Below are 17,874 nucleotides of genomic sequence, written 5' to 3'. Positions count from 1 at the left end.
GTGGCTGTTTTCAGATTTCAGGCGTCTATAAGGCAGAAAATGCCTACAAGCGCGTCTAGCTTGCCCCTTATTCTGGGCATTGAGTTGACTAGGGAAGTTGCTATTGCATGTGGCGTGAAACCAAAATTCTGCTGATCGATGACGATAGCGTGCGCCGCCGCGACCTGGCGGTGATTTTAAATTTTCTCGGCGAAGAAAATTTACCCTGCGGTAGCCATGACTGGCAGCAGGCTGTCGGCTCTTTGTCGTCAAGTCGTGAAGTAATTTGCGTCCTCATTGGGACCGTAAATGCTCCGGGCGCGCTTCTGGGTCTGCTAAAGACACTCTCAACCTGGGATGAGTTCCTTCCGGTTTTGCTAATGGGCGAAAATTCTTCCATTGATTTGCCGGAAGACCAGCGGCGTCGAGTGCTTTCCACCCTGGAAATGCCGCCCAGCTACAGCAAGTTGCTTGATTCCCTGCACCGTGCCCAGGTCTATCGTGAAATGTACGATCAGGCCCGCGAGCGCGGCCGTCATCGCGAGCCCAACCTGTTCCGTAGCCTGGTAGGCACCAGTCGCGCAATCCAGCACGTGCGGCAGATGATGCAGCAGGTCGCGGATACCGACGCCAGTGTGTTGATCCTTGGGGAGTCGGGAACCGGCAAGGAAGTGGTGGCGCGCAATCTGCACTATCACTCCAAGCGCCGTGATGCGCCTTTCGTTCCGGTCAATTGCGGAGCCATCCCTGCCGAGCTGTTGGAAAGCGAATTGTTCGGTCACGAGAAGGGGGCTTTCACCGGGGCCATTACCAGTCGCGCCGGTCGCTTCGAATTGGCCAATGGCGGCACTCTGTTCCTCGATGAAATTGGCGATATGCCATTGCCGATGCAGGTCAAGCTGCTGCGGGTGCTGCAGGAGCGGACCTTCGAGCGTGTGGGGAGCAACAAGACCCAGGGTGTCGATGTGCGGATCATTGCCGCCACCCACAAAAACCTGGAAAGCATGATCGAGGTCGGGACCTTCCGTGAGGATTTGTACTACCGCCTCAACGTGTTCCCTATCGAGATGGCGCCGCTGCGCGAGCGGGTGGAAGATATTCCGCTGCTGATGAATGAATTGATTTCGCGCATGGAGCACGAGAAGCGCGGTTCGATTCGTTTCAATTCCGCCGCCATCATGTCGCTGTGCAGGCATGGCTGGCCGGGCAACGTCCGAGAGCTGGCCAACCTGGTGGAGCGTATGGCGATCATGCATCCATACGGGGTGATCGGTGTGGTCGAGCTGCCCAAGAAGTTCCGCTACGTCGATGATGAAGACGAGCAGCTGGTGGATAGCTTGCGTAGCGATCTGGAAGAGCGGGTAGCGATCAATGGTCATGCCCCGGACTTCGCCGCCACCGCCATGTTGCCGCCGGAAGGCCTGGACCTGAAGGATTACCTCGGTAGCCTGGAGCAGGGGTTGATCCAGCAAGCCCTGGACGACGCCAATGGCATCGTGGCGCGTGCCGCCGAGCGTCTGCGCATCCGTCGCACGACGCTGGTGGAGAAGATGCGCAAGTACGGCATGAGCCGTCGTGAAGGTGATGAACAGGCGGATGATTGACGCCTGTTTTTCAAGTCGTTGAAAACTGGGTGGTTTTTTTTAGGCACGGGTATTGCTAAGTCTCTTGTAACGTTCCGTTTAACTGACGGTCAGCCAAGCGAGAGAGCACGATGCCCCAAGCCGCCCAGATGTCTCCTGTCCCCGATGCGCCGGGGCCATCGTCGTCCGTAGAGCAGGCAAGCCGGCAGGGTCTTGAGCAGGCCTTCGCCTTGTTCAACCAGATGTCGAGCCAACTTACTGACTCCTACAGCATGCTTGAGGCCAGGGTGACCGAGCTCAAGGGCGAGTTGGCCGTGGTCAGCGCCCAGCGCATGCAGGAGCTGGCGGAAAAAGAGCGTCTGGCCAACCGTCTGCAGAACCTTCTCGACCTGTTGCCGGGCGGCGTTATCGTCATCGATGGCCAGGGTATCGTCAGTGAAGCCAACCCGGCGGCCTGTGATCTTTTAGGTTTGCCTCTGGAAGGGGAGTTGTGGCGCAACATCATTGCCCGCAGCTTTGCGCCCCGCGAGGACGACGGTCATGAAATTTCCCTGCGCGACGGTCGGCGCCTGTCGATTGCTACCCGTTCGCTGGATGCCGAGCCCGGGCAACTGGTGTTGCTCAACGACTTGACTGAAACCCGTCATCTGCAGGATCAACTGGCTCGTCACGAGCGCCTGTCCTCCCTGGGCAAGATGGTCGCCTCCCTGGCACACCAGATTCGCACCCCTCTTTCGGCAGCCTTGCTGTATGCCAGCCACCTCACCGAACAGGAGTTGCCACTGGCCACTCATCAGCGTTTCGCTGGGCGGCTCAAAGAGCGCTTGCATGAGCTGGAGCATCAGGTGCGCGACATGCTGGTATTCGCCCGTGGCGAATTGCCCCTGACCGATCGCCTGTCCCCCAAGTCGCTGCTGCAGTCGTTGCAGGCCGCGGCCCAGACCCATGTCCAGGACGTTGCCGTGCGCTGGCAGTGCGACAGTCATCAAGGGGAGTTGCTGTGCAACCGCGACACCCTGGTCGGCGCCTTGCTCAATCTGATCGAAAACGCCGTGCAGGCCAGTGCTGGCGCGGCGCGACTCAAGGTGCATCTGTATACCCGGGGTGACACCCTCAGGTTGTGTATCAGTGACAGTGGCAGCGGAATTGACGCTGCGGTTCTGGAGCGCTTGGGCGAGCCGTTTTTCACCACCAAGGCCAACGGCACCGGGCTCGGCCTGACGGTGGTCAAGGCGGTGGCCCGGGCTCATCAGGGAGAATTATCCCTGCGTTCGCGTCCTGGGCGCGGTACTTGTGCGCTGGTGACACTGCCTCTGTTCTCCAGTGCTCATGGAGTGGAGTGAAGTCAATGGCAATCAAGGTTCTACTGGTTGAAGACGATCGTGCTTTGCGCGAGGCCCTGGCAGATACCCTGCTGCTGGCCGGTCATGACTACAAGGCGGTTGGCAGCGCGGAAGAGGCGCTGGAAGCGGTAGCCGTCGAGTCCTTCAGCCTGGTGGTCAGCGATGTGAACATGCCGGGTATGGACGGCCATCAGTTGCTGGGGCTGTTGCGTGCCCGGCAACCGCAATTGCCGGTGTTGCTGATGACCGCCCACGGCGCCGTCGAGCGTGCCGTGGAGGCCATGCGCCAGGGGGCTGCCGATTATCTGGTCAAGCCCTTCGAGCCCAAGGCGTTGCTGGAGCTGGTGGCTCGTCATGCCCTGGGCTGCCTGGGGGCGGCTGACGGGGAAGGGCCGGTGGCTTTCGAGCCGGCCAGTGCCCAGTTGCTGGAGTTGGCCGCGCGCGTGGCTCGCAGTGATTCCACGGTGCTGATCTCCGGCGAGTCCGGCACTGGCAAGGAAGTGCTGGCGCGCTATATCCATCAGCATTCCCATCGGGCCAGCCAGCCGTTCATTGCCATCAACTGCGCAGCGATTCCCGACAACATGCTTGAAGCCACCCTGTTCGGGCATGAGAAAGGATCCTTTACCGGTGCCATTGCGGCCCAGCCCGGCAAGTTCGAGCAGGCCGATGGCGGCACCATTCTTCTGGATGAAATCTCCGAAATGCCCCTGGGGCTGCAGGCCAAGTTGCTGCGGGTCTTGCAGGAGCGCGAGGTGGAGCGGGTCGGCGCCCGCAAGCCCATCACCCTGGATATCCGGGTGGTGGCCACCACCAACCGTGATCTGGCGGGGGAGGTGGCGGCCGGGCGCTTCCGTGAGGATCTGTACTATCGCCTGTCGGTCTTTCCCCTGGCATGGCGCCCGCTGCGCGAGCGGACCGCCGATATCCTGCCGCTGGCCGAGCGATTGTTGGCCAAGCACGTCAATAAAATGAAGCATGCCGCCGCCAGACTCTCTGCCGAGGCTCAGGCCTGCCTGCTGGCCTATCCCTGGCCGGGCAACGTTCGCGAACTGGACAACGCCTTGCAGCGAGCCCTGATTCTGCAGCAAGGGGGGCTGATCCAGCCGGAGGACTTCTGTCTGGCCGGGCCGGTTGCCTGTGCGCCGCTGCCGGCCTTGTCGGTGGCCGGTCAGTCGGCGCCGCGCGGTCTGGTCAATGCCGGGGAGGGTGCGCCCCAGGAGTCGGGCGGTCTGGGCGACGATCTACGGCGTCGGGAATTCCAGATGATCATCGATACCTTGCGTTCCGAGCGTGGGCGGCGCAAGGAGGCGGCGGAGCGATTGGGGATCAGTCCGCGCACCCTACGTTACAAGTTGGCGCAGATGCGTGACGCCGGAATGGATGTCGAAGCCTATCTGTTTGCCACTTGATCGTTCATGGACGAAGCCTCGGACAGGCTTTTGTCGCGCAAGGCCATGGAGCTGGCACCCTTGTTGCTAACACCTCACTAACCGCACAGTGAGTGTCAAAAAATTGCGGGTCGTCAGAGAGAGTAGACCATGAGCCAAGGTGTTGAATTTAATCGGTTGATGCTGGATATGCGGGCCATGCAGATGGACGCGATGTCGCAGCCTAAATCCGCCGCAGTGGCAGAAGTCGGCGGCAGTAGCTTCGCTGACATGCTTGGTCAGGCCGTGAACAAGGTCAATGACACTCAGCAGGCTTCCAATCAGCTGGCCAGCGCTTTTGAAATTGGTAAAAGCGGCGTCGACCTGACTGACGTGATGATTTCCTCGCAAAAGGCCAGCGTGTCTTTTCAAGCTTTGACCCAGGTGCGCAACAAGCTGGTTCAAGCGTATCAAGACATCATGCAGATGCCGGTTTAAGGACGAGATTGAGTCATGGCAGAAGCAGTCGCCGATAACGTACCGGCCAAGGCCACCCCGATAGACGGTAAACCGCCGCTGTTCGGTCTGTCCTTCCTGGAAAACCTGTCCCAGATGACCATGCTGCGTCAGGTTGGCCTGTTGGTAGGCCTGGCCGCCAGCGTGGCGATCGGCTTTGCCGTGGTGCTGTGGTCGCAGCAGCCCGATTACCGGCCGCTGTATGGCAGCCTGGCCGGTATGGATGCCAAGCAGGTCATGGATACCCTGGCTTCTGCCGACATTCCTTACACCGTCGAGCCCAATTCCGGTGCCTTGCTGGTCAAGGCCGATGATCTGTCCCGAGCTCGCATGAAGCTGGCTGCCGCTGGCGTGGCGCCGGGAGACGGTAACGTCGGCTTCGAGATCCTCGATAAGGACCAGGGCCTGGGTACCAGCCAGTTCATGGAAGCGACCCGCTATCGTCGCGGCCTGGAAGGCGAGCTGGCCCGGACCATCTCCAGCTTGAACAACGTCAAGGGTGCCCGCGTGCACCTGGCGATTCCGAAAAGCTCGGTGTTCGTCCGCGACGAGCGCAAGCCCAGCGCATCGGTACTGGTAGAGCTGTACTCCGGTCGCTCTCTGGAGCCGGGTCAGGTCATGGCCATCGTCAACCTGGTGGCCACCAGCGTTCCTGAGCTGAGCAAGTCCCAAGTCACCGTGGTCGACCAGAAGGGCAACCTGCTCTCCGATCAGGCGGAAAACTCCGCATTGACCATGGCCGGCAAACAGTTCGATTACAGCCGTCGCCTGGAAAGCATGCTGACCCAGCGGGTGCACAACATTCTGCAGCCGGTGCTGGGCAACGATCGCTATAAGGCTGAAGTCTCGGCAGATGTCGACTTCAGCGCGGTGGAGTCTACTTCCGAGCAGTTCAACCCCGATCAGCCGGCCCTGCGCAGCGAGCAATCGGTCAACGAACAGCGCTCCAGCAGCAATGGCCCGCAAGGCGTGCCGGGTGCTCTGAGCAACCAACCGCCGTCACCGGCGTCGGCGCCGCAAACCACTGGGGGCGCGACTGCCTCTGCGGGCATGGTGCAACCCGGCCAGCCGCTGCTGGATGCCAATGGCCAACAGGTCATGGATCCGGCCACCGGTCAGCCGATGCTGGCACCTTACCCGGCGGACAAGCGTCAACAATCCACCAAGAACTTCGAGCTCGATCGCTCCATCAGCCACACCAAGCAGCAGCAGGGTAGGGTCAATCGCCTGTCGGTAGCGGTGGTGGTGGACGATCAGGTCAAGGTCAATCCGGCCAATGGCGAAACCACCCGTGCTCCCTGGAGCGCCGACGAATTGGCGCGGTTCACCCGACTGGTGCAGGACGCGGTAGGTTTCGACGCCAGCCGTGGCGACAGCGTCAGTGTGATCAACGTGCCATTCTCCGCCGAGCGTGGAGAAGCGGTCGCCGATATTCCGTTCTATTCGCAACCTTGGTTCTGGGACATCGTCAAGCAGGTCCTGGGCGTGCTGTTCATCCTGGTGCTGGTGTTCGGTGTCCTGCGTCCGGTGCTCAACAACATCACCGGCGGTGGCAAAGACAAGCAATTGGCAGGTCTTGGCAGTGATGTCGAGCTGGGCGGCATGGGCGGCCTGGATGGCGAGTTGGCCAACGATCGCGTCAGCCTCGGTGGTCCGCAAAGCATCCTGCTGCCGAGCCCGAGCGAGGGCTATGACGCTCAGTTGAACGCAATCAAGAGTCTGGTGGCTGAAGACCCGGGTCGTGTGGCTCAGGTCGTGAAAGAGTGGATTAACGCAGATGAGTGATAACCGAGCCGCTACCGCCAAACTGACCCGGGTCGACAAAGCCGCGATTTTGCTGCTGTCCCTGGGTTCCACCGATGCCGCGCAGGTGCTGCGCCACATGGGGCCCAAAGAGGTCCAGCGTGTGGGTGTGGCCATGGCGCAGATGGGCAACGTGCACCGCGAGCAGGTCGAGCAGGTGATGAGCGAGTTCGTCGACATCGTCGGCGATCAGACCAGCCTGGGCGTGGGCTCCGATGACTACGTGCGCAAAATGCTCACCCAGGCCCTGGGCGAAGACAAGGCTAACGGCCTGATCGACCGCATCCTGCTGGGTGGCAACACCAGCGGCCTGGACAGCCTGAAGTGGATGGAGCCCCGGGCCGTGGCGGACGTGATTCGTTACGAGCACCCGCAGATCCAGGCGATCGTCGTCGCCTATCTGGATCCGGATCAAGCCGGTGAAGTGCTGGGCAACTTCGACCACAAGGCGCGACTGGATATCATCTTGCGGGTTTCCTCGCTCAATACCGTGCAGCCGGCGGCGCTCAAAGAGCTGAACCAGATTCTCGAGAAGCAGTTCTCCGGCAACTCCAACGCCTCCCGTACCACTTTGGGCGGTATCAAGCGTGCGGCCGACATCATGAACTTCCTCGACAGTTCGATCGAAGGCCAGTTGATGGATTCGATCCGCGAAGTCGACGAAGACCTGTCCGGCCAGATCGAAGACCTGATGTTCGTGTTCAACAACCTGGCCGATGTCGACGATCGCGGCATTCAGGCGCTGTTGCGCGAAGTGTCTTCCGACGTGCTGGTGCTGGCCCTCAAGGGGTCGGACGAAGGGGTCAAGGAAAAGATCTTCAAGAACATGTCCAAACGTGCGGCGGAGCTACTGCGCGACGATCTGGAAGCCAAGGGGCCGGTTCGCGTCAGCGACGTGGAAACGGCGCAGAAGGAAATCCTCACCATTGCCCGCCGTATGGCCGAAGCCGGAGAGATCGTTCTCGGCGGGAAGGGCGGCGAAGAAATGATCTAAGGTCGCTTTATGTCGTCCAGCAGTGATGAGTCCCACAGCGAACTGATTCGCGCCCGGGACGTCGAGGGTTTTGACGTCTGGGCGCTGCCCAGTTTCGATCCCGAGCCGCCCGAGCCGGAGCCGGAGCCTGAAGAGATTCCGGAAGAGATCGAGGAAGTGCCGCTGGAGGAAGTCCAGCCGCTGACCCTTGAAGAGCTCGAGAGCATTCGTCAGGAAGCCTATAACGAAGGTTTTGCCACCGGCGAGAAAGAAGGCTTCCACAGCACTACGCTCAAGGTCCGGCAGGAGGCTGAAGTCGCTCTGGTCGCCAGGTTGCAGGCCCTCGAGCAACTGATGGTCAACCTGTTCGAGCCGATTGCCGAGCAGGACATGCAGATCGAGAAAACCCTGGTGGAACTGGTCAAGCATGTCACCCGTGAGGTGATCCAGCGTGAATTGGCGATGGATTCCAGCCAGATCGAGCACGTCATGCGCGAAGCCCTCAAGCTGCTGCCCCTGGGTGTCGGCAATGTGCGTCTCTACGTCAATCCGCAGGACTTCGAGCAGGTCAAGAGCCTGCGCGAGCGGCATGAGGAAAGCTGGCGCATCGTCGAAGACGAGGCACTGCTGCCTGGCGGCTGTCGGGTCGAAACCGAGCACAGTCGCATCGATGCCAGCGTCGAAACCCGCATTACCCAAGCCATGGATCAATTGTTCGATCGGATGCACGAGCAGTCGCTGCACCCGGGCGCTGCGGACCTGAGCCTGGATCTGGGGCCGCGGACGCCGTCGGTGGCGGATATCGATCCCGAGCAATCTTTCGTCACCGAGCACCCCGAGCCTGCGGAAGCCGCTGATGCGCCTTGAACGCACCAGTTTCGGCAAGCGTCTGGGGAGCTACGCCGAGGCCGTCAAGCTGCCTGGTCAGCCCATCCTGGAGGGGCGTCTGCTGCGCATGGTCGGCCTGACCCTGGAAGCGGAAGGATTGCGTGCCGCCATGGGCACTCGTTGTCTGGTGATCAACGATGACAGCTATCACCCGGTCCAGGTCGAGGCCGAAGTCATGGGGTTCTCCGGAGGCAAGGTGTTCCTGATGCCGGTGGGCAGTGTCGCCGGGATTGCGCCGGGTGCCCGGGTGGTGCCTCAGGCCGACACCGGGCGCCTGCCCATGGGCATGAGCATGCTCGGGCGCGTGCTGGATGGCGCCGGTCGGGCGCTGGACGGCAAGGGCTCCATGCGCGCCGAAGACTGGGTGCCGATGGATGGTCCGACCATCAACCCCCTCAAGCGCGATCCCATCAGTCAGCCGCTGGATGTGGGGATTCGCAGCATCAACGGTTTATTGACGGTGGGGCGCGGCCAGCGTCTTGGCCTGTTCGCCGGTACCGGTGTGGGCAAGAGTGTGCTGCTGGGGATGATGACCCGCTTCACCGAGGCCGACATTATCGTGGTCGGGCTGATCGGTGAGCGGGGGCGTGAGGTCAAGGAGTTCATCGAACACATCCTGGGCGAAGAAGGCCTCAAGCGCTCGGTGGTGGTGGCTTCGCCGGCGGACGACGCGCCGCTGATGCGGTTACGAGCGGCAATGTACTGCACGCGGATCGCCGAATATTTTCGCGACAAGGGCAAGAATGTCCTGTTGCTGATGGATTCCCTGACTCGTTTCGCCCAGGCCCAGCGGGAAATCGCCCTGGCCATTGGCGAGCCTCCCGCCACCAAGGGTTATCCGCCTTCGGTGTTCGCCAAGCTGCCCAAGCTGGTGGAGCGGGCCGGTAACGCCGAGGCCGGCGGTGGTTCGATTACGGCCTTCTACACCGTGCTGTCCGAGGGCGATGACCAGCAGGATCCTATCGCCGACTCGGCCCGAGGCGTGCTCGACGGGCATATCGTGCTGTCCCGGCGCCTGGCGGAGGAAGGGCACTATCCCGCCATCGACATCGAAGCCTCCATCAGCCGGGTCATGCCGGCGGTGATCAGCCCCGACAACATGGCGCGGGCCCAGTACTTCAAGCAGTTGTGGTCGCGTTATCAGCAGGCGCGGGATCTGATCAGCGTCGGCGCCTACGTGGCAGGCGGTGATCGCGACACCGACACGGCGATTTCCCTGCAGCCGGCCATGGTTGCCTACCTGCGCCAGGGGCTGAACGACAACGTCAGCCTGGGCCACAGCCAAACCCATCTGGAGATGCTTTTCGCTCCGGCGGCGGGCGGTTAACCGGCCATGGCCGATAGCCGTGCGGCGCGCCTGGCGCCGGTGGTGGACATGGCTGAAAGCGCCGAGCGTACCGCTGCCCAGCGCCTGGAGTACTTCCATGGCCAGGTGCGCGTGGCCGAGAGCAAGCTGGGGGATCTGGAGCGCTTTCGCGGCGATTACCAGGAGCAGTGGGTCGAGCGCGGCAAGCTTGGCGTCAGCGGTCACTGGCTGATGAACTACCAGTACTTTCTCAGTCAGTTGGACACGGCGGTGGCCCAGCAGCGGCAAAGCCTGGCCTGGCATCAGAACAACCTCGATCGCGCGCGGGAGGCCTGGCAGCAGGCTTATGCCCGGGTGGAAGGGCTGCGCAAGCTGGTGCAGCGCTACATTGACGAGGCTCGGGCGCTTGAGGACAAGCGCGAACAGAAGTTGCTGGATGAACTTTCCCAGCGTCTGCCCCGTCAGAATCCCTACTGATTGCGCTCATTTTTCGTCTGCAGGTTGTTCGTCTGCCCGGTGGGTGCTAAACCTTTTAAACGTCGTCAATGACAAGGAAGCAGTCACATGTCGGTCGTTACAGAAATATCCCCGGACGGTCAGAAACTCACGATCTCCATCCGTGGGCGCTTTGATTTCGGGCGTCATCAGGAGTTTCGCGAATCCTATGAGCGGCTCAATCGGACGCCGGAGTCCATCGTGGTGGATCTCAAGGAAGCCACCTACCTCGACAGCTCTGCCCTGGGCATGCTGCTACTGCTGCGTGACCATGCCGGCGGTGACAATGCCGATGTCCGGGTGATCAACAGCAACTCGGATGTGCGCAAGATTCTCGCCATCTCCAATTTCGACAAGCTTTTCGATATCAGTTGAGCGGGCTGCGCTCGATGGCCGAGCCCCTGTGTGTGCTGATTGCCGAAGATGGCGCGGCGGACCGTCTGCTGCTGTCCGGCATTATCCGGCGCCAGGGGCATCAGGTACTGGTGGCCGGCAATGGCGCCGAGGCCCTGGCGCTGTTCGAGCAGCAGCGGCCACAGATCGTGCTGATGGATGCGCTGATGCCGGTGATGGACGGCTTCGAGGCGGCGCGGCGGATCAAGGCCCTGGCGGGCGAGACCCTGGTACCGATCATCTTTCTGACCTCCCTGAGTGAGAGCGAGGCGCTCGCCCGTTGTCTGGAGGCGGGCGGCGACGACTTTCTGGCCAAGCCTTACAACCCGGTGATCCTGGGCGCCAAGATCAACGCCATGGATCGATTGCGCCGCCTGCAGGAAACCGTGCTGGCCCAGCGCGATCAGATCACCCGTCACCACGATTACCTGCTCAACGAGCAGCGAGTGGCCAAGGCGGTGTTCGACAAGGTGGCCCACTCCGGCTGCCTGGACGCGCCGAACATCCGCTATCTGCAATCGCCTTACGCGCTGTTCAACGGCGATCTGTTGCTGGCGGCCTATACCCCGGCGGGGGACATGCATGTGCTGCTGGGGGATTTCACCGGGCACGGATTGCCTGCGGCCGTCGGGGCGATGCCTCTGGCCGAAGTGTTCTATGGCATGACCGCCAAGGGCTACGGTTTGCCGGAAACCCTGCGGGAGATGAACGCCAAGCTCAAGCGCATCCTGCCGGTGGACATGTTCTGTTGCGCGACCCTGTTGTGCCTGAGCTACCAGCGACGGTCGGTGGAGGTGTGGAACGGCGGCATGCCCGAGGGCTACCTGTATCGCCATGCCGGTGATGCGCGCACGCCCCTGGTGGCGCGGCATCTGCCCCTTGGCATATTGAGTGCCGAGGCGTTCGAGGATCGTACCGAGGTGTTCTCCATGATGCCCGGAGATCGGGTGTTCCTGCTGTCCGACGGGGTGATCGACACCTGCAATGCTGAGGAGGAGCTGTTTGGCGTGGAACGACTGCATCGGGTGTTCGCCGCCAACCGCCAGCCGGAGCGACTGTTCGAGGAGGTCCAGCAGGCCCTGGAGAGCTTTGGCGGCAGTGCCCGGGACGATGTGAGCATGGTCGAGGTCGGGTTGCCGGAGTTTCCCAGGTTGACGCCGCCAGCCCCGGTGTACTCCGACAGCGGCCAGTCTTGCCCACTGGATTGGTCGTTGAGCTTCGAGTTTCGCGCGGCCACCCTCAAGCGCTTCAATCCGCTGCCATACCTGTTGCAACTGCTGCTTGAAGTGCATGGCCTGCGCTCCCAGAGCGGGGCTCTTTATAGTGTCCTGGCCGAGCTCTATTCCAATGCTCTGGAGCATGGAGTGCTCAAGCTCGACTCCCGGCTCAAGCGCGATGCCGAGGGGTTTACCCGCTACTACCGCGAGCGTGCGACGCGGCTGGAGCAGTTGCAGGAAGGGTTTGTCCGGGTGCACCTGCAGGTACAGCCGCTGGAGGCGGGAGGGCGTCTGGTGGTGCGGGTCGAAGACAGTGGCGAGGGCTTTGATGTGGCGGCCGTTCTGGCCCGTCCCAACGATGCCGGACGGTTTTCTGGGCGTGGCGTCAGCCTGATCCGACAGATGAGCCGCGAGGCTCTGTGGTCGGACGATGGGCGCAGTGTCTGCGTGGAGTTTTCCTGGGACGCTCTGGCATAATCCCGAAGTTTCTTGATCAAGGAGTGAACAAGTGGCTGAGATCCATCTGGACCACACGGTGCTCAATGCATTGCAGGAAGTCATGGAGGATGAATACCCCGTCCTGCTGGACACGTTCGTCTGCGATTCCGAGGAGCGGGTGCGCTTGTTGCACCAGTCCGAGGACGCTCTGCAACTGGTGGCCACCGCTCACAGCCTCAAGGGCAGCAGCAGCAACATGGGGGCCATCCGCCTGGCGGAACTCTGCCATGAGCTGGAGTTGCGGGCCGGGCAGTCCGCCACTGACGGCATAGCCCGCCTGGTAGGGGAGATTGATGGCGAGTTCGCCATTGTCCGGCGCTTGTGCGAGCAGGAACTGCAGCGCTTTCACTGTTGAGCAATATTTTTTCAGCGGGTTGACGAAACTGGCTCGACCTTTGCAATCAAGTTTCCCGACTGTACCTACGATCCCCGTGCAGCGGAGACTGTCCCATGGCTGTTACCCCTAATACGCTTCTTCAGGCCACCGCTCAGGCCAGCGCTAAGTCCAAGACTCAAGCGACTCCTGCCAGCCCCCTGGCAAGCGTTGCCGAGCCTGGTGACAAGGCGTCCAGCTTCGCCCAGCTCTATGCCAAGGAGGCCCAGAGCCAGCCGCTGAGCAAGTCGCCGACCTTTGCCGACAACTCGCCCAGGCCGGTGCGTGACAAGGGCGCCGACAATAGTCCAAAGAAAGATGTCGCCAGCAATCAGTCTGCCGCGTCGCAGCCCATGGTTGCCGATAGCGGCAAATCCTTGCCTGCCGACAAGTCGACGAGCAGCGACAGCAAAACGGCCAGCGCCGCCAGTGACGACAGTAAGCCGGCCGACAGCAAGTCGGCTGATAGCCAGTCGGTCGATAACTCCCAGGCCGATGCTTCGGTAAATCCGACACCGCTGGACCCTGGTCTGTTGCCGGCCATCCAGCCCCAGCCTCAGGTTGCCGAAGTGCCGCCGGTGGCAGCGCCGCAACCTCAGGTTGAAGTGCCCGTGGTGGTGCCGGCAGTGGTGGCCGCGGCAGTGCCGGCGGTGGCCCCTGCGGCCGAGCCGCCCAAGGCCGTGTTCGACCCCGAGGCCGATCCTCTGGATGCCATGCCGGCAGTGCGCCTGGCCATGGAGCAGGGCGGTCACGTCTCGGCTTCCAGTCAGGCTCAGCCCAAGGCCGCACCGGCGAGCGCCAATACTGAGGGTCAGTTGGCGTCGGTGCAGAACTTCGCCAATGCCATGGTCGGCATGTTGGAGCAGCAGGCCGGCAAAGGCGGTACTGAGCAAGGCGGTGAAAAGGCCTTCACCGGTCTGATTGCCGATGGCCTGAAAGACCTCAAGGGGGCTTCCAGCGATACCCGGGTGGATGATTTCGCCAATCGCCTGGCGGCTCTGACTCAGGCGGCAACGCCCAAGACCGCCAACGCGGTGCCGGTCAACCAGCCCCTGGCCATGCACCAGAGCGGCTGGACCGATGAAGTGGTCAACCGGGTGATGTACCTGTCCAGTGCCAACCTCAAGTCGGCGGACATCCAGTTGCAGCCTGCGGAGCTGGGGCGCCTGGATATTCGCGTGCACATGATCCCCGACCAGCAGACCCAGGTGACCTTCATGAGTGCCCATGCCGGCGTCCGCGAAGCCCTGGAGGGGCAGATGCACCGCATGCGGGACATGTTCAACCAGCAGGGGCTGGGGCAGGTGGACGTCAACGTATCCGATCAGTCCCGCGGCTGGCAGGGGCAGGAGCAGGCCCAGCAGGAACAGGCCCGTCGCAGTGGCTCCAGCACCCATGGCACAAGCCTGGACGGTGGCGACGAAGAGTTGCCCCATGGCGTGGCTGAAGTGGCCGCGCCCGTGCAGACGGTCATTGGTACCAGCGCGGTCGACTATTACGCTTGATTGAGTGACAAAGGGGCCGTGGCGATCCGCTCGCCATGGCCCTTGCTTCTCCCTCCCCGCAGCTCATCCCCGCATTCCAGACAAATCTGGCATAACACTTGCTCTTGCCTTGCCGTGCGACTGTGAACCCCCGAATAGTGACGGATTATTGGCATGGCGAAGAGCGAAGCAGCAGAGAAACCCACCGCAGGGAAAAGCAAACTCAAGCTTATCCTCTTGATTGTCCTGGCGTTGTTGCTGGCCATCGGCCTGTCGGTCGGCGCCACCTGGTACTTCATGCACAGCTCCCAGAGCAAGCCCGCCCCGGCCGCGGAAACCGCCAGCAATGTCAAGCCGGCGGCGATCTACGAGTCCATGGCTCCGGCCTTTGTCGCCAACTACACGCAGAATGGCCGGCAGCGCTACATGCAGGTGAGCATTACCCTGCTGGCGCGCAACCAGGCCGATCTGGATGCGCTGAAAGTGCACATGCCGGTGATCCGCAACAACCTGGTAATGCTTTTCTCCGGACAGAATTTCGACACCCTGGCGACTCCGGTTGGTCAGGAAATGCTCCGCCAGAAGGCTACGGCCAGCGTCCAGGAAGTGGCGCAGAAAGAGGTGGGCAAAGTGGTGGTCGAGCAGTTGCTCTTTACTAACTTCGTACTGCAGTAGGAACACGACATGGCCGTGCAGGACCTGCTGTCCCAGGATGAGATCGACGCACTGTTGCATGGTGTCGACGACGGTCTGGTACAGACCGAACACGCTGCCGAACCCGGCAGTGTCAAAAGCTACGACCTGACCAGTCAGGATCGCATCGTCCGCGGACGCATGCCGACCCTGGAAATGATCAACGAGCGTTTCGCCCGCTATACAAGGATCAGCATGTTCAACATGCTGCGTCGTTCCGCCGATGTGGCGGTAGGTGGCGTGCAGGTCATGAAATTCGGTGAGTACGTGCACTCGCTGTACGTGCCCACCAGCCTCAACCTGGTGAAGATCAAGCCGCTGCGTGGCACGGCGCTGTTCATTCTCGACGCCAAGCTGGTGTTCAAGCTGGTGGACAACTTCTTCGGTGGCGACGGCCGTCACGCCAAGATCGAAGGGCGTGAATTCACCCCGACCGAGCTGCGGGTGGTGCGCATGGTGCTGGAGCAGGCCTTCGTCGATCTGAAGGAAGCCTGGCAGGCGATCATGCCGGTCAACTTCGAGTACATAAACTCCGAAGTGAACCCGGCCATGGCCAACATCGTCGGTCCCAGCGAGGCCATCGTGGTGTCGACCTTCCATATCGAACTCGATGGCGGTGGCGGCGACCTGCACGTGACCATGCCGTACTCGATGATCGAGCCGATCCGGGAAATGCTCGACGCCGGCTTCCAGTCCGACCTGGACGACCAGGACGAGCGCTGGAGCAAGGCCCTGCGCGAGGACGTGCTGGATGTGGCCGTACCGCTGAGCGCCACCGTGGCTCGTCGTCAGTTGCGCCTGCGGGACATCCTGCACATGCAGCCGGGCGATGTGATCCCGGTGGAGCTGCCGGAAGACATGATCATGCGCGCCAACGGCGTACCGTCGTTCAAGGTCAAGCTGGGTTCCCACAAGGGCAACCTGGCGCTGCAAGTGATCGAGCCGATCGAGCGCCGTTGAGCGGCGCTCCAACCTGTTTGCTGTTCAATGAATTTTTGCCCGTCGAGGACCCATGATGGCTGACGAAATTAACTCCCAGGACGACCAGGCACTGGCCGACGAATGGGCTGCTGCGCTGGAAGAAACCGGTGATGCCGGTCAAGCGGATATCGACGCTCTGTTGGCGGCCGATGCTGGGGCGGCGTCAAGTTCCGGGCGTTTGCAGATGGAAGAGTTCGGCAGCGTGCCCAAGAGTCACGAGCCGGTCACTCTGGATGGCCCCAACCTGGATGTGATTCTCGACATTCCGGTGTCGATCTCCATGGAAGTGGGCAGCACCGATATCAACATCCGCAACCTGTTGCAGCTCAACCAGGGTTCGGTGATCGAGCTTGACCGCCTGGCCGGCGAGCCGCTGGACGTGCTGGTCAACGGCACCCTGATCGCACACGGCGAAGTGGTGGTGGTCAACGAAAAGTTCGGCATTCGCCTGACCGACGTGATCAGCCCCAGCGAACGCATCAAGAAGCTGCGCTAAGTGAACAAGCTGCCTGGCGTTGTGCTCGGTTTGCCTCTGAGCGCCCTGGCTGCGGAGCCGGTGGCGAGTGCCGCGGCTGCAGCGCCCGCAGTGGGCAGCGTCAGTGGCCAGCTGACCCAGCTGGTGCTGGGGCTGCTGCTGGTGATTGGGCTGATCTTCTTCCTCGCCTGGCTGTTGCGCCGGGTGCAGCAGGCCGGTCCTGCGGGCAAGGGCCAGGTGATCGAACTGATCGGCTCCCGCGCATTGGGGCCGCGGGATCGCCTGGTGCTGGTGCAGGTGGGCAATGAGCAGGTTCTGCTGGGCCTGACCCCGGGCACCATCACTGCGTTGCATGTACTCAAAGAGCCGGTGCAGGTGCCCAGTGCCGAGCAGGCGACGCCCGAGTTCGCCCAGCGCCTGATGGAGCTGTTGGGCAAGGATCAGAAGGATAAGAAGTAATGCCGTTGCGCATCATCTTGACGTTGGCACTGATGTTGGCGGCGCCACTGGCGCTGGCCGCCGACCCGTTGTCGATCCCGGCGATCACCCTTGGCACCAACGCCAGCGGCCAGCAGGAATACTCGGTCAGCCTGCAGATTCTGCTGATCATGACCGCGCTGAGCTTCATCCCGGCGTTCGTCATGCTGATGACCAGCTTTACCCGGATCATCATTGTCTTCTCGATCCTGCGTCAGGCCCTGGGCCTGCAGCAGACCCCATCGAACCAGATCCTCACCGGCATGGCGCTGTTCCTCACCATGTTCATCATGGCGCCGGTATTCGATCGGGTGAATCAGGATGCCTTGCAGCCCTACCTGGCGGAAAAACTCACCGCCCAGGATGCGGTGGCCAAGGCGCAGGTGCCGATCAAGGACTTCATGCTGGCGCAGACCCGCAGCAGTGACCTGGAGCTGTTCATGCGCCTGTCCAAGCGCACCGACATCGCCAGTCCCGACCAGGCGCCGCTGACCATTCTGGTGCCGGCCTTCGTCACCTCCGAGCTCAAGACCGCGTTCCAGATCGGCTTCATGATCTTCATCCCGTTCCTGATCATCGACCTGGTGGTGGCCAGTGTGCTGATGGCGATGGGGATGATGATGCTCTCGCCGCTGATCATTTCCCTGCCGTTCAAGATCATGCTGTTCGTTCTGGTGGACGGCTGGGCATTGATCATCGGCACCTTGGCGGGCAGTTTCGGCGGTGTCTAAAACCTTGTTAGCGGGTACTCGACAATGACTCCTGAAGTCGCGGTAGACCTGTTTCGCGAAGCGCTCTGGCTGACCACCATGATGGTGGCGGTGCTGGTGGTGCCCAGCCTGCTGGTGGGCTTGATGGTGGCCATGTTCCAGGCGGCCACCCAGATCAACGAGCAGACCCTGAGCTTTCTGCCGCGCCTGCTGGTGATGCTGGTAACCCTGATCGTCGCCGGCCCCTGGCTGGTGCAAACCTTCATGGAATACATCCGTCAGTTGTACGGCAGTATTCCTCAGCTGATCGGCTGAGC

General features: G+C 61.9%; 19 protein-coding genes. All 19 read left to right on the top strand.

The window, feature by feature from the left end:
- Window positions 1-107 precede the first annotated feature (107 nt).
- Window positions 108-1,583: a sigma-54 dependent transcriptional regulator gene (locus L1O02_RS22575; RefSeq protein WP_016963152.1), complete on the top strand. Its 1,476-nt coding sequence runs from the start codon at window positions 108-110 to the stop codon at window positions 1,581-1,583.
- Between the two features lie 128 nt (window positions 1,584-1,711).
- Window positions 1,712-2,905, top strand: a complete 1,194-nt coding sequence (locus L1O02_RS22570; protein ID WP_162492868.1) for an ATP-binding protein — start codon at window positions 1,712-1,714, stop codon at window positions 2,903-2,905.
- A 5-nt stretch (window positions 2,906-2,910) separates the two neighbouring features.
- Entirely contained in the window at window positions 2,911-4,317 is a 1,407-nt protein-coding gene (locus tag L1O02_RS22565; protein WP_108544774.1) for a sigma-54 dependent transcriptional regulator, read from the top strand.
- A 129-nt stretch (window positions 4,318-4,446) separates the two neighbouring features.
- The gene (gene fliE, locus L1O02_RS22560) at window positions 4,447-4,773 is read left to right on the top strand and encodes a flagellar hook-basal body complex protein FliE (RefSeq protein ID WP_016963157.1); all 327 of its coding nucleotides are present in this window, start codon (window positions 4,447-4,449) and stop codon (window positions 4,771-4,773) included.
- A gap of 15 nt (window positions 4,774-4,788) precedes the next feature.
- Window positions 4,789-6,576 carry a flagellar basal-body MS-ring/collar protein FliF gene (fliF, locus tag L1O02_RS22555; protein ID WP_060838144.1) on the top strand — a complete coding sequence of 596 codons (1,788 nt, stop codon included), beginning with the start codon at window positions 4,789-4,791 and terminating at the stop codon, window positions 6,574-6,576.
- On the top strand, window positions 6,569-7,588 hold the full coding sequence (gene fliG / locus L1O02_RS22550) for a flagellar motor switch protein FliG (RefSeq protein WP_011059975.1): 1,020 nt from the start codon (window positions 6,569-6,571) through the stop codon (window positions 7,586-7,588). Before fliF ends, fliG begins: the two co-directional genes overlap by 8 nt.
- A gap of 9 nt (window positions 7,589-7,597) precedes the next feature.
- Window positions 7,598-8,434, top strand: coding sequence for a flagellar assembly protein FliH (fliH, locus tag L1O02_RS22545; protein WP_108544775.1), 837 nt, complete (start codon window positions 7,598-7,600; stop codon window positions 8,432-8,434).
- Window positions 8,424-9,782 (top strand): flagellar protein export ATPase FliI, encoded by a 1,359-nt coding sequence (fliI, locus tag L1O02_RS22540; protein ID WP_060838146.1) that lies wholly within the window; start codon window positions 8,424-8,426, stop codon window positions 9,780-9,782. Before fliH ends, fliI begins: the two co-directional genes overlap by 11 nt.
- A gap of 6 nt (window positions 9,783-9,788) precedes the next feature.
- Window positions 9,789-10,238 (top strand): flagellar export protein FliJ, encoded by a 450-nt coding sequence (gene fliJ / locus L1O02_RS22535; protein ID WP_016963162.1) that lies wholly within the window; start codon window positions 9,789-9,791, stop codon window positions 10,236-10,238.
- An 87-nt stretch (window positions 10,239-10,325) separates the two neighbouring features.
- Window positions 10,326-10,631 (top strand): STAS domain-containing protein, encoded by a 306-nt coding sequence (locus L1O02_RS22530; protein WP_011059979.1) that lies wholly within the window; start codon window positions 10,326-10,328, stop codon window positions 10,629-10,631.
- Window positions 10,632-10,636: 5 nt separating this feature from the next.
- The gene (locus L1O02_RS22525) at window positions 10,637-12,343 is read left to right on the top strand and encodes a fused response regulator/phosphatase (protein ID WP_060841897.1); all 1,707 of its coding nucleotides are present in this window, start codon (window positions 10,637-10,639) and stop codon (window positions 12,341-12,343) included.
- Between the two features lie 31 nt (window positions 12,344-12,374).
- A complete protein-coding gene (locus L1O02_RS22520; RefSeq protein ID WP_060838147.1) occupies window positions 12,375-12,719 on the top strand; it encodes an Hpt domain-containing protein in 345 nt (114 codons plus the stop codon).
- Window positions 12,720-12,814: 95 nt separating this feature from the next.
- Window positions 12,815-14,242 (top strand): flagellar hook-length control protein FliK, encoded by a 1,428-nt coding sequence (locus L1O02_RS22515; protein WP_108544776.1) that lies wholly within the window; start codon window positions 12,815-12,817, stop codon window positions 14,240-14,242.
- 153 nt (window positions 14,243-14,395) lie between these two features.
- Complete coding sequence (fliL, locus tag L1O02_RS22510) at window positions 14,396-14,896, top strand: flagellar basal body-associated protein FliL (RefSeq protein WP_108544777.1); 501 nt, start codon at window positions 14,396-14,398, stop codon at window positions 14,894-14,896.
- 9 nt (window positions 14,897-14,905) lie between these two features.
- Window positions 14,906-15,874, top strand: a complete 969-nt coding sequence (gene fliM, locus L1O02_RS22505) for a flagellar motor switch protein FliM (protein WP_011059984.1) — start codon at window positions 14,906-14,908, stop codon at window positions 15,872-15,874.
- A gap of 55 nt (window positions 15,875-15,929) precedes the next feature.
- Window positions 15,930-16,391 carry a flagellar motor switch protein FliN gene (gene fliN / locus L1O02_RS22500; protein WP_042940599.1) on the top strand — a complete coding sequence of 154 codons (462 nt, stop codon included), beginning with the start codon at window positions 15,930-15,932 and terminating at the stop codon, window positions 16,389-16,391.
- Entirely contained in the window at window positions 16,392-16,829 is a 438-nt protein-coding gene (fliO, locus tag L1O02_RS22495; protein WP_060838150.1) for a flagellar biosynthetic protein FliO, read from the top strand.
- Entirely contained in the window at window positions 16,829-17,578 is a 750-nt protein-coding gene (gene fliP, locus L1O02_RS22490; RefSeq protein WP_011059987.1) for a flagellar type III secretion system pore protein FliP, read from the top strand. The genes fliO and fliP overlap by 1 nt, the downstream gene beginning before the upstream one ends.
- Window positions 17,579-17,602: 24 nt before the next feature.
- Window positions 17,603-17,872 carry a flagellar biosynthesis protein FliQ gene (gene fliQ / locus L1O02_RS22485; protein WP_011059988.1) on the top strand — a complete coding sequence of 90 codons (270 nt, stop codon included), beginning with the start codon at window positions 17,603-17,605 and terminating at the stop codon, window positions 17,870-17,872.
- Window positions 17,873-17,874: the final 2 nt, after the last annotated feature.

Origin of the sequence: Pseudomonas sp. BC42 (assembly GCF_021560055.1) — a bacterium.
Lineage (GTDB): Bacteria > Pseudomonadota > Gammaproteobacteria > Pseudomonadales > Pseudomonadaceae > Aquipseudomonas.
This window is presented reverse-complemented; position numbering and strand designations above follow the sequence as displayed.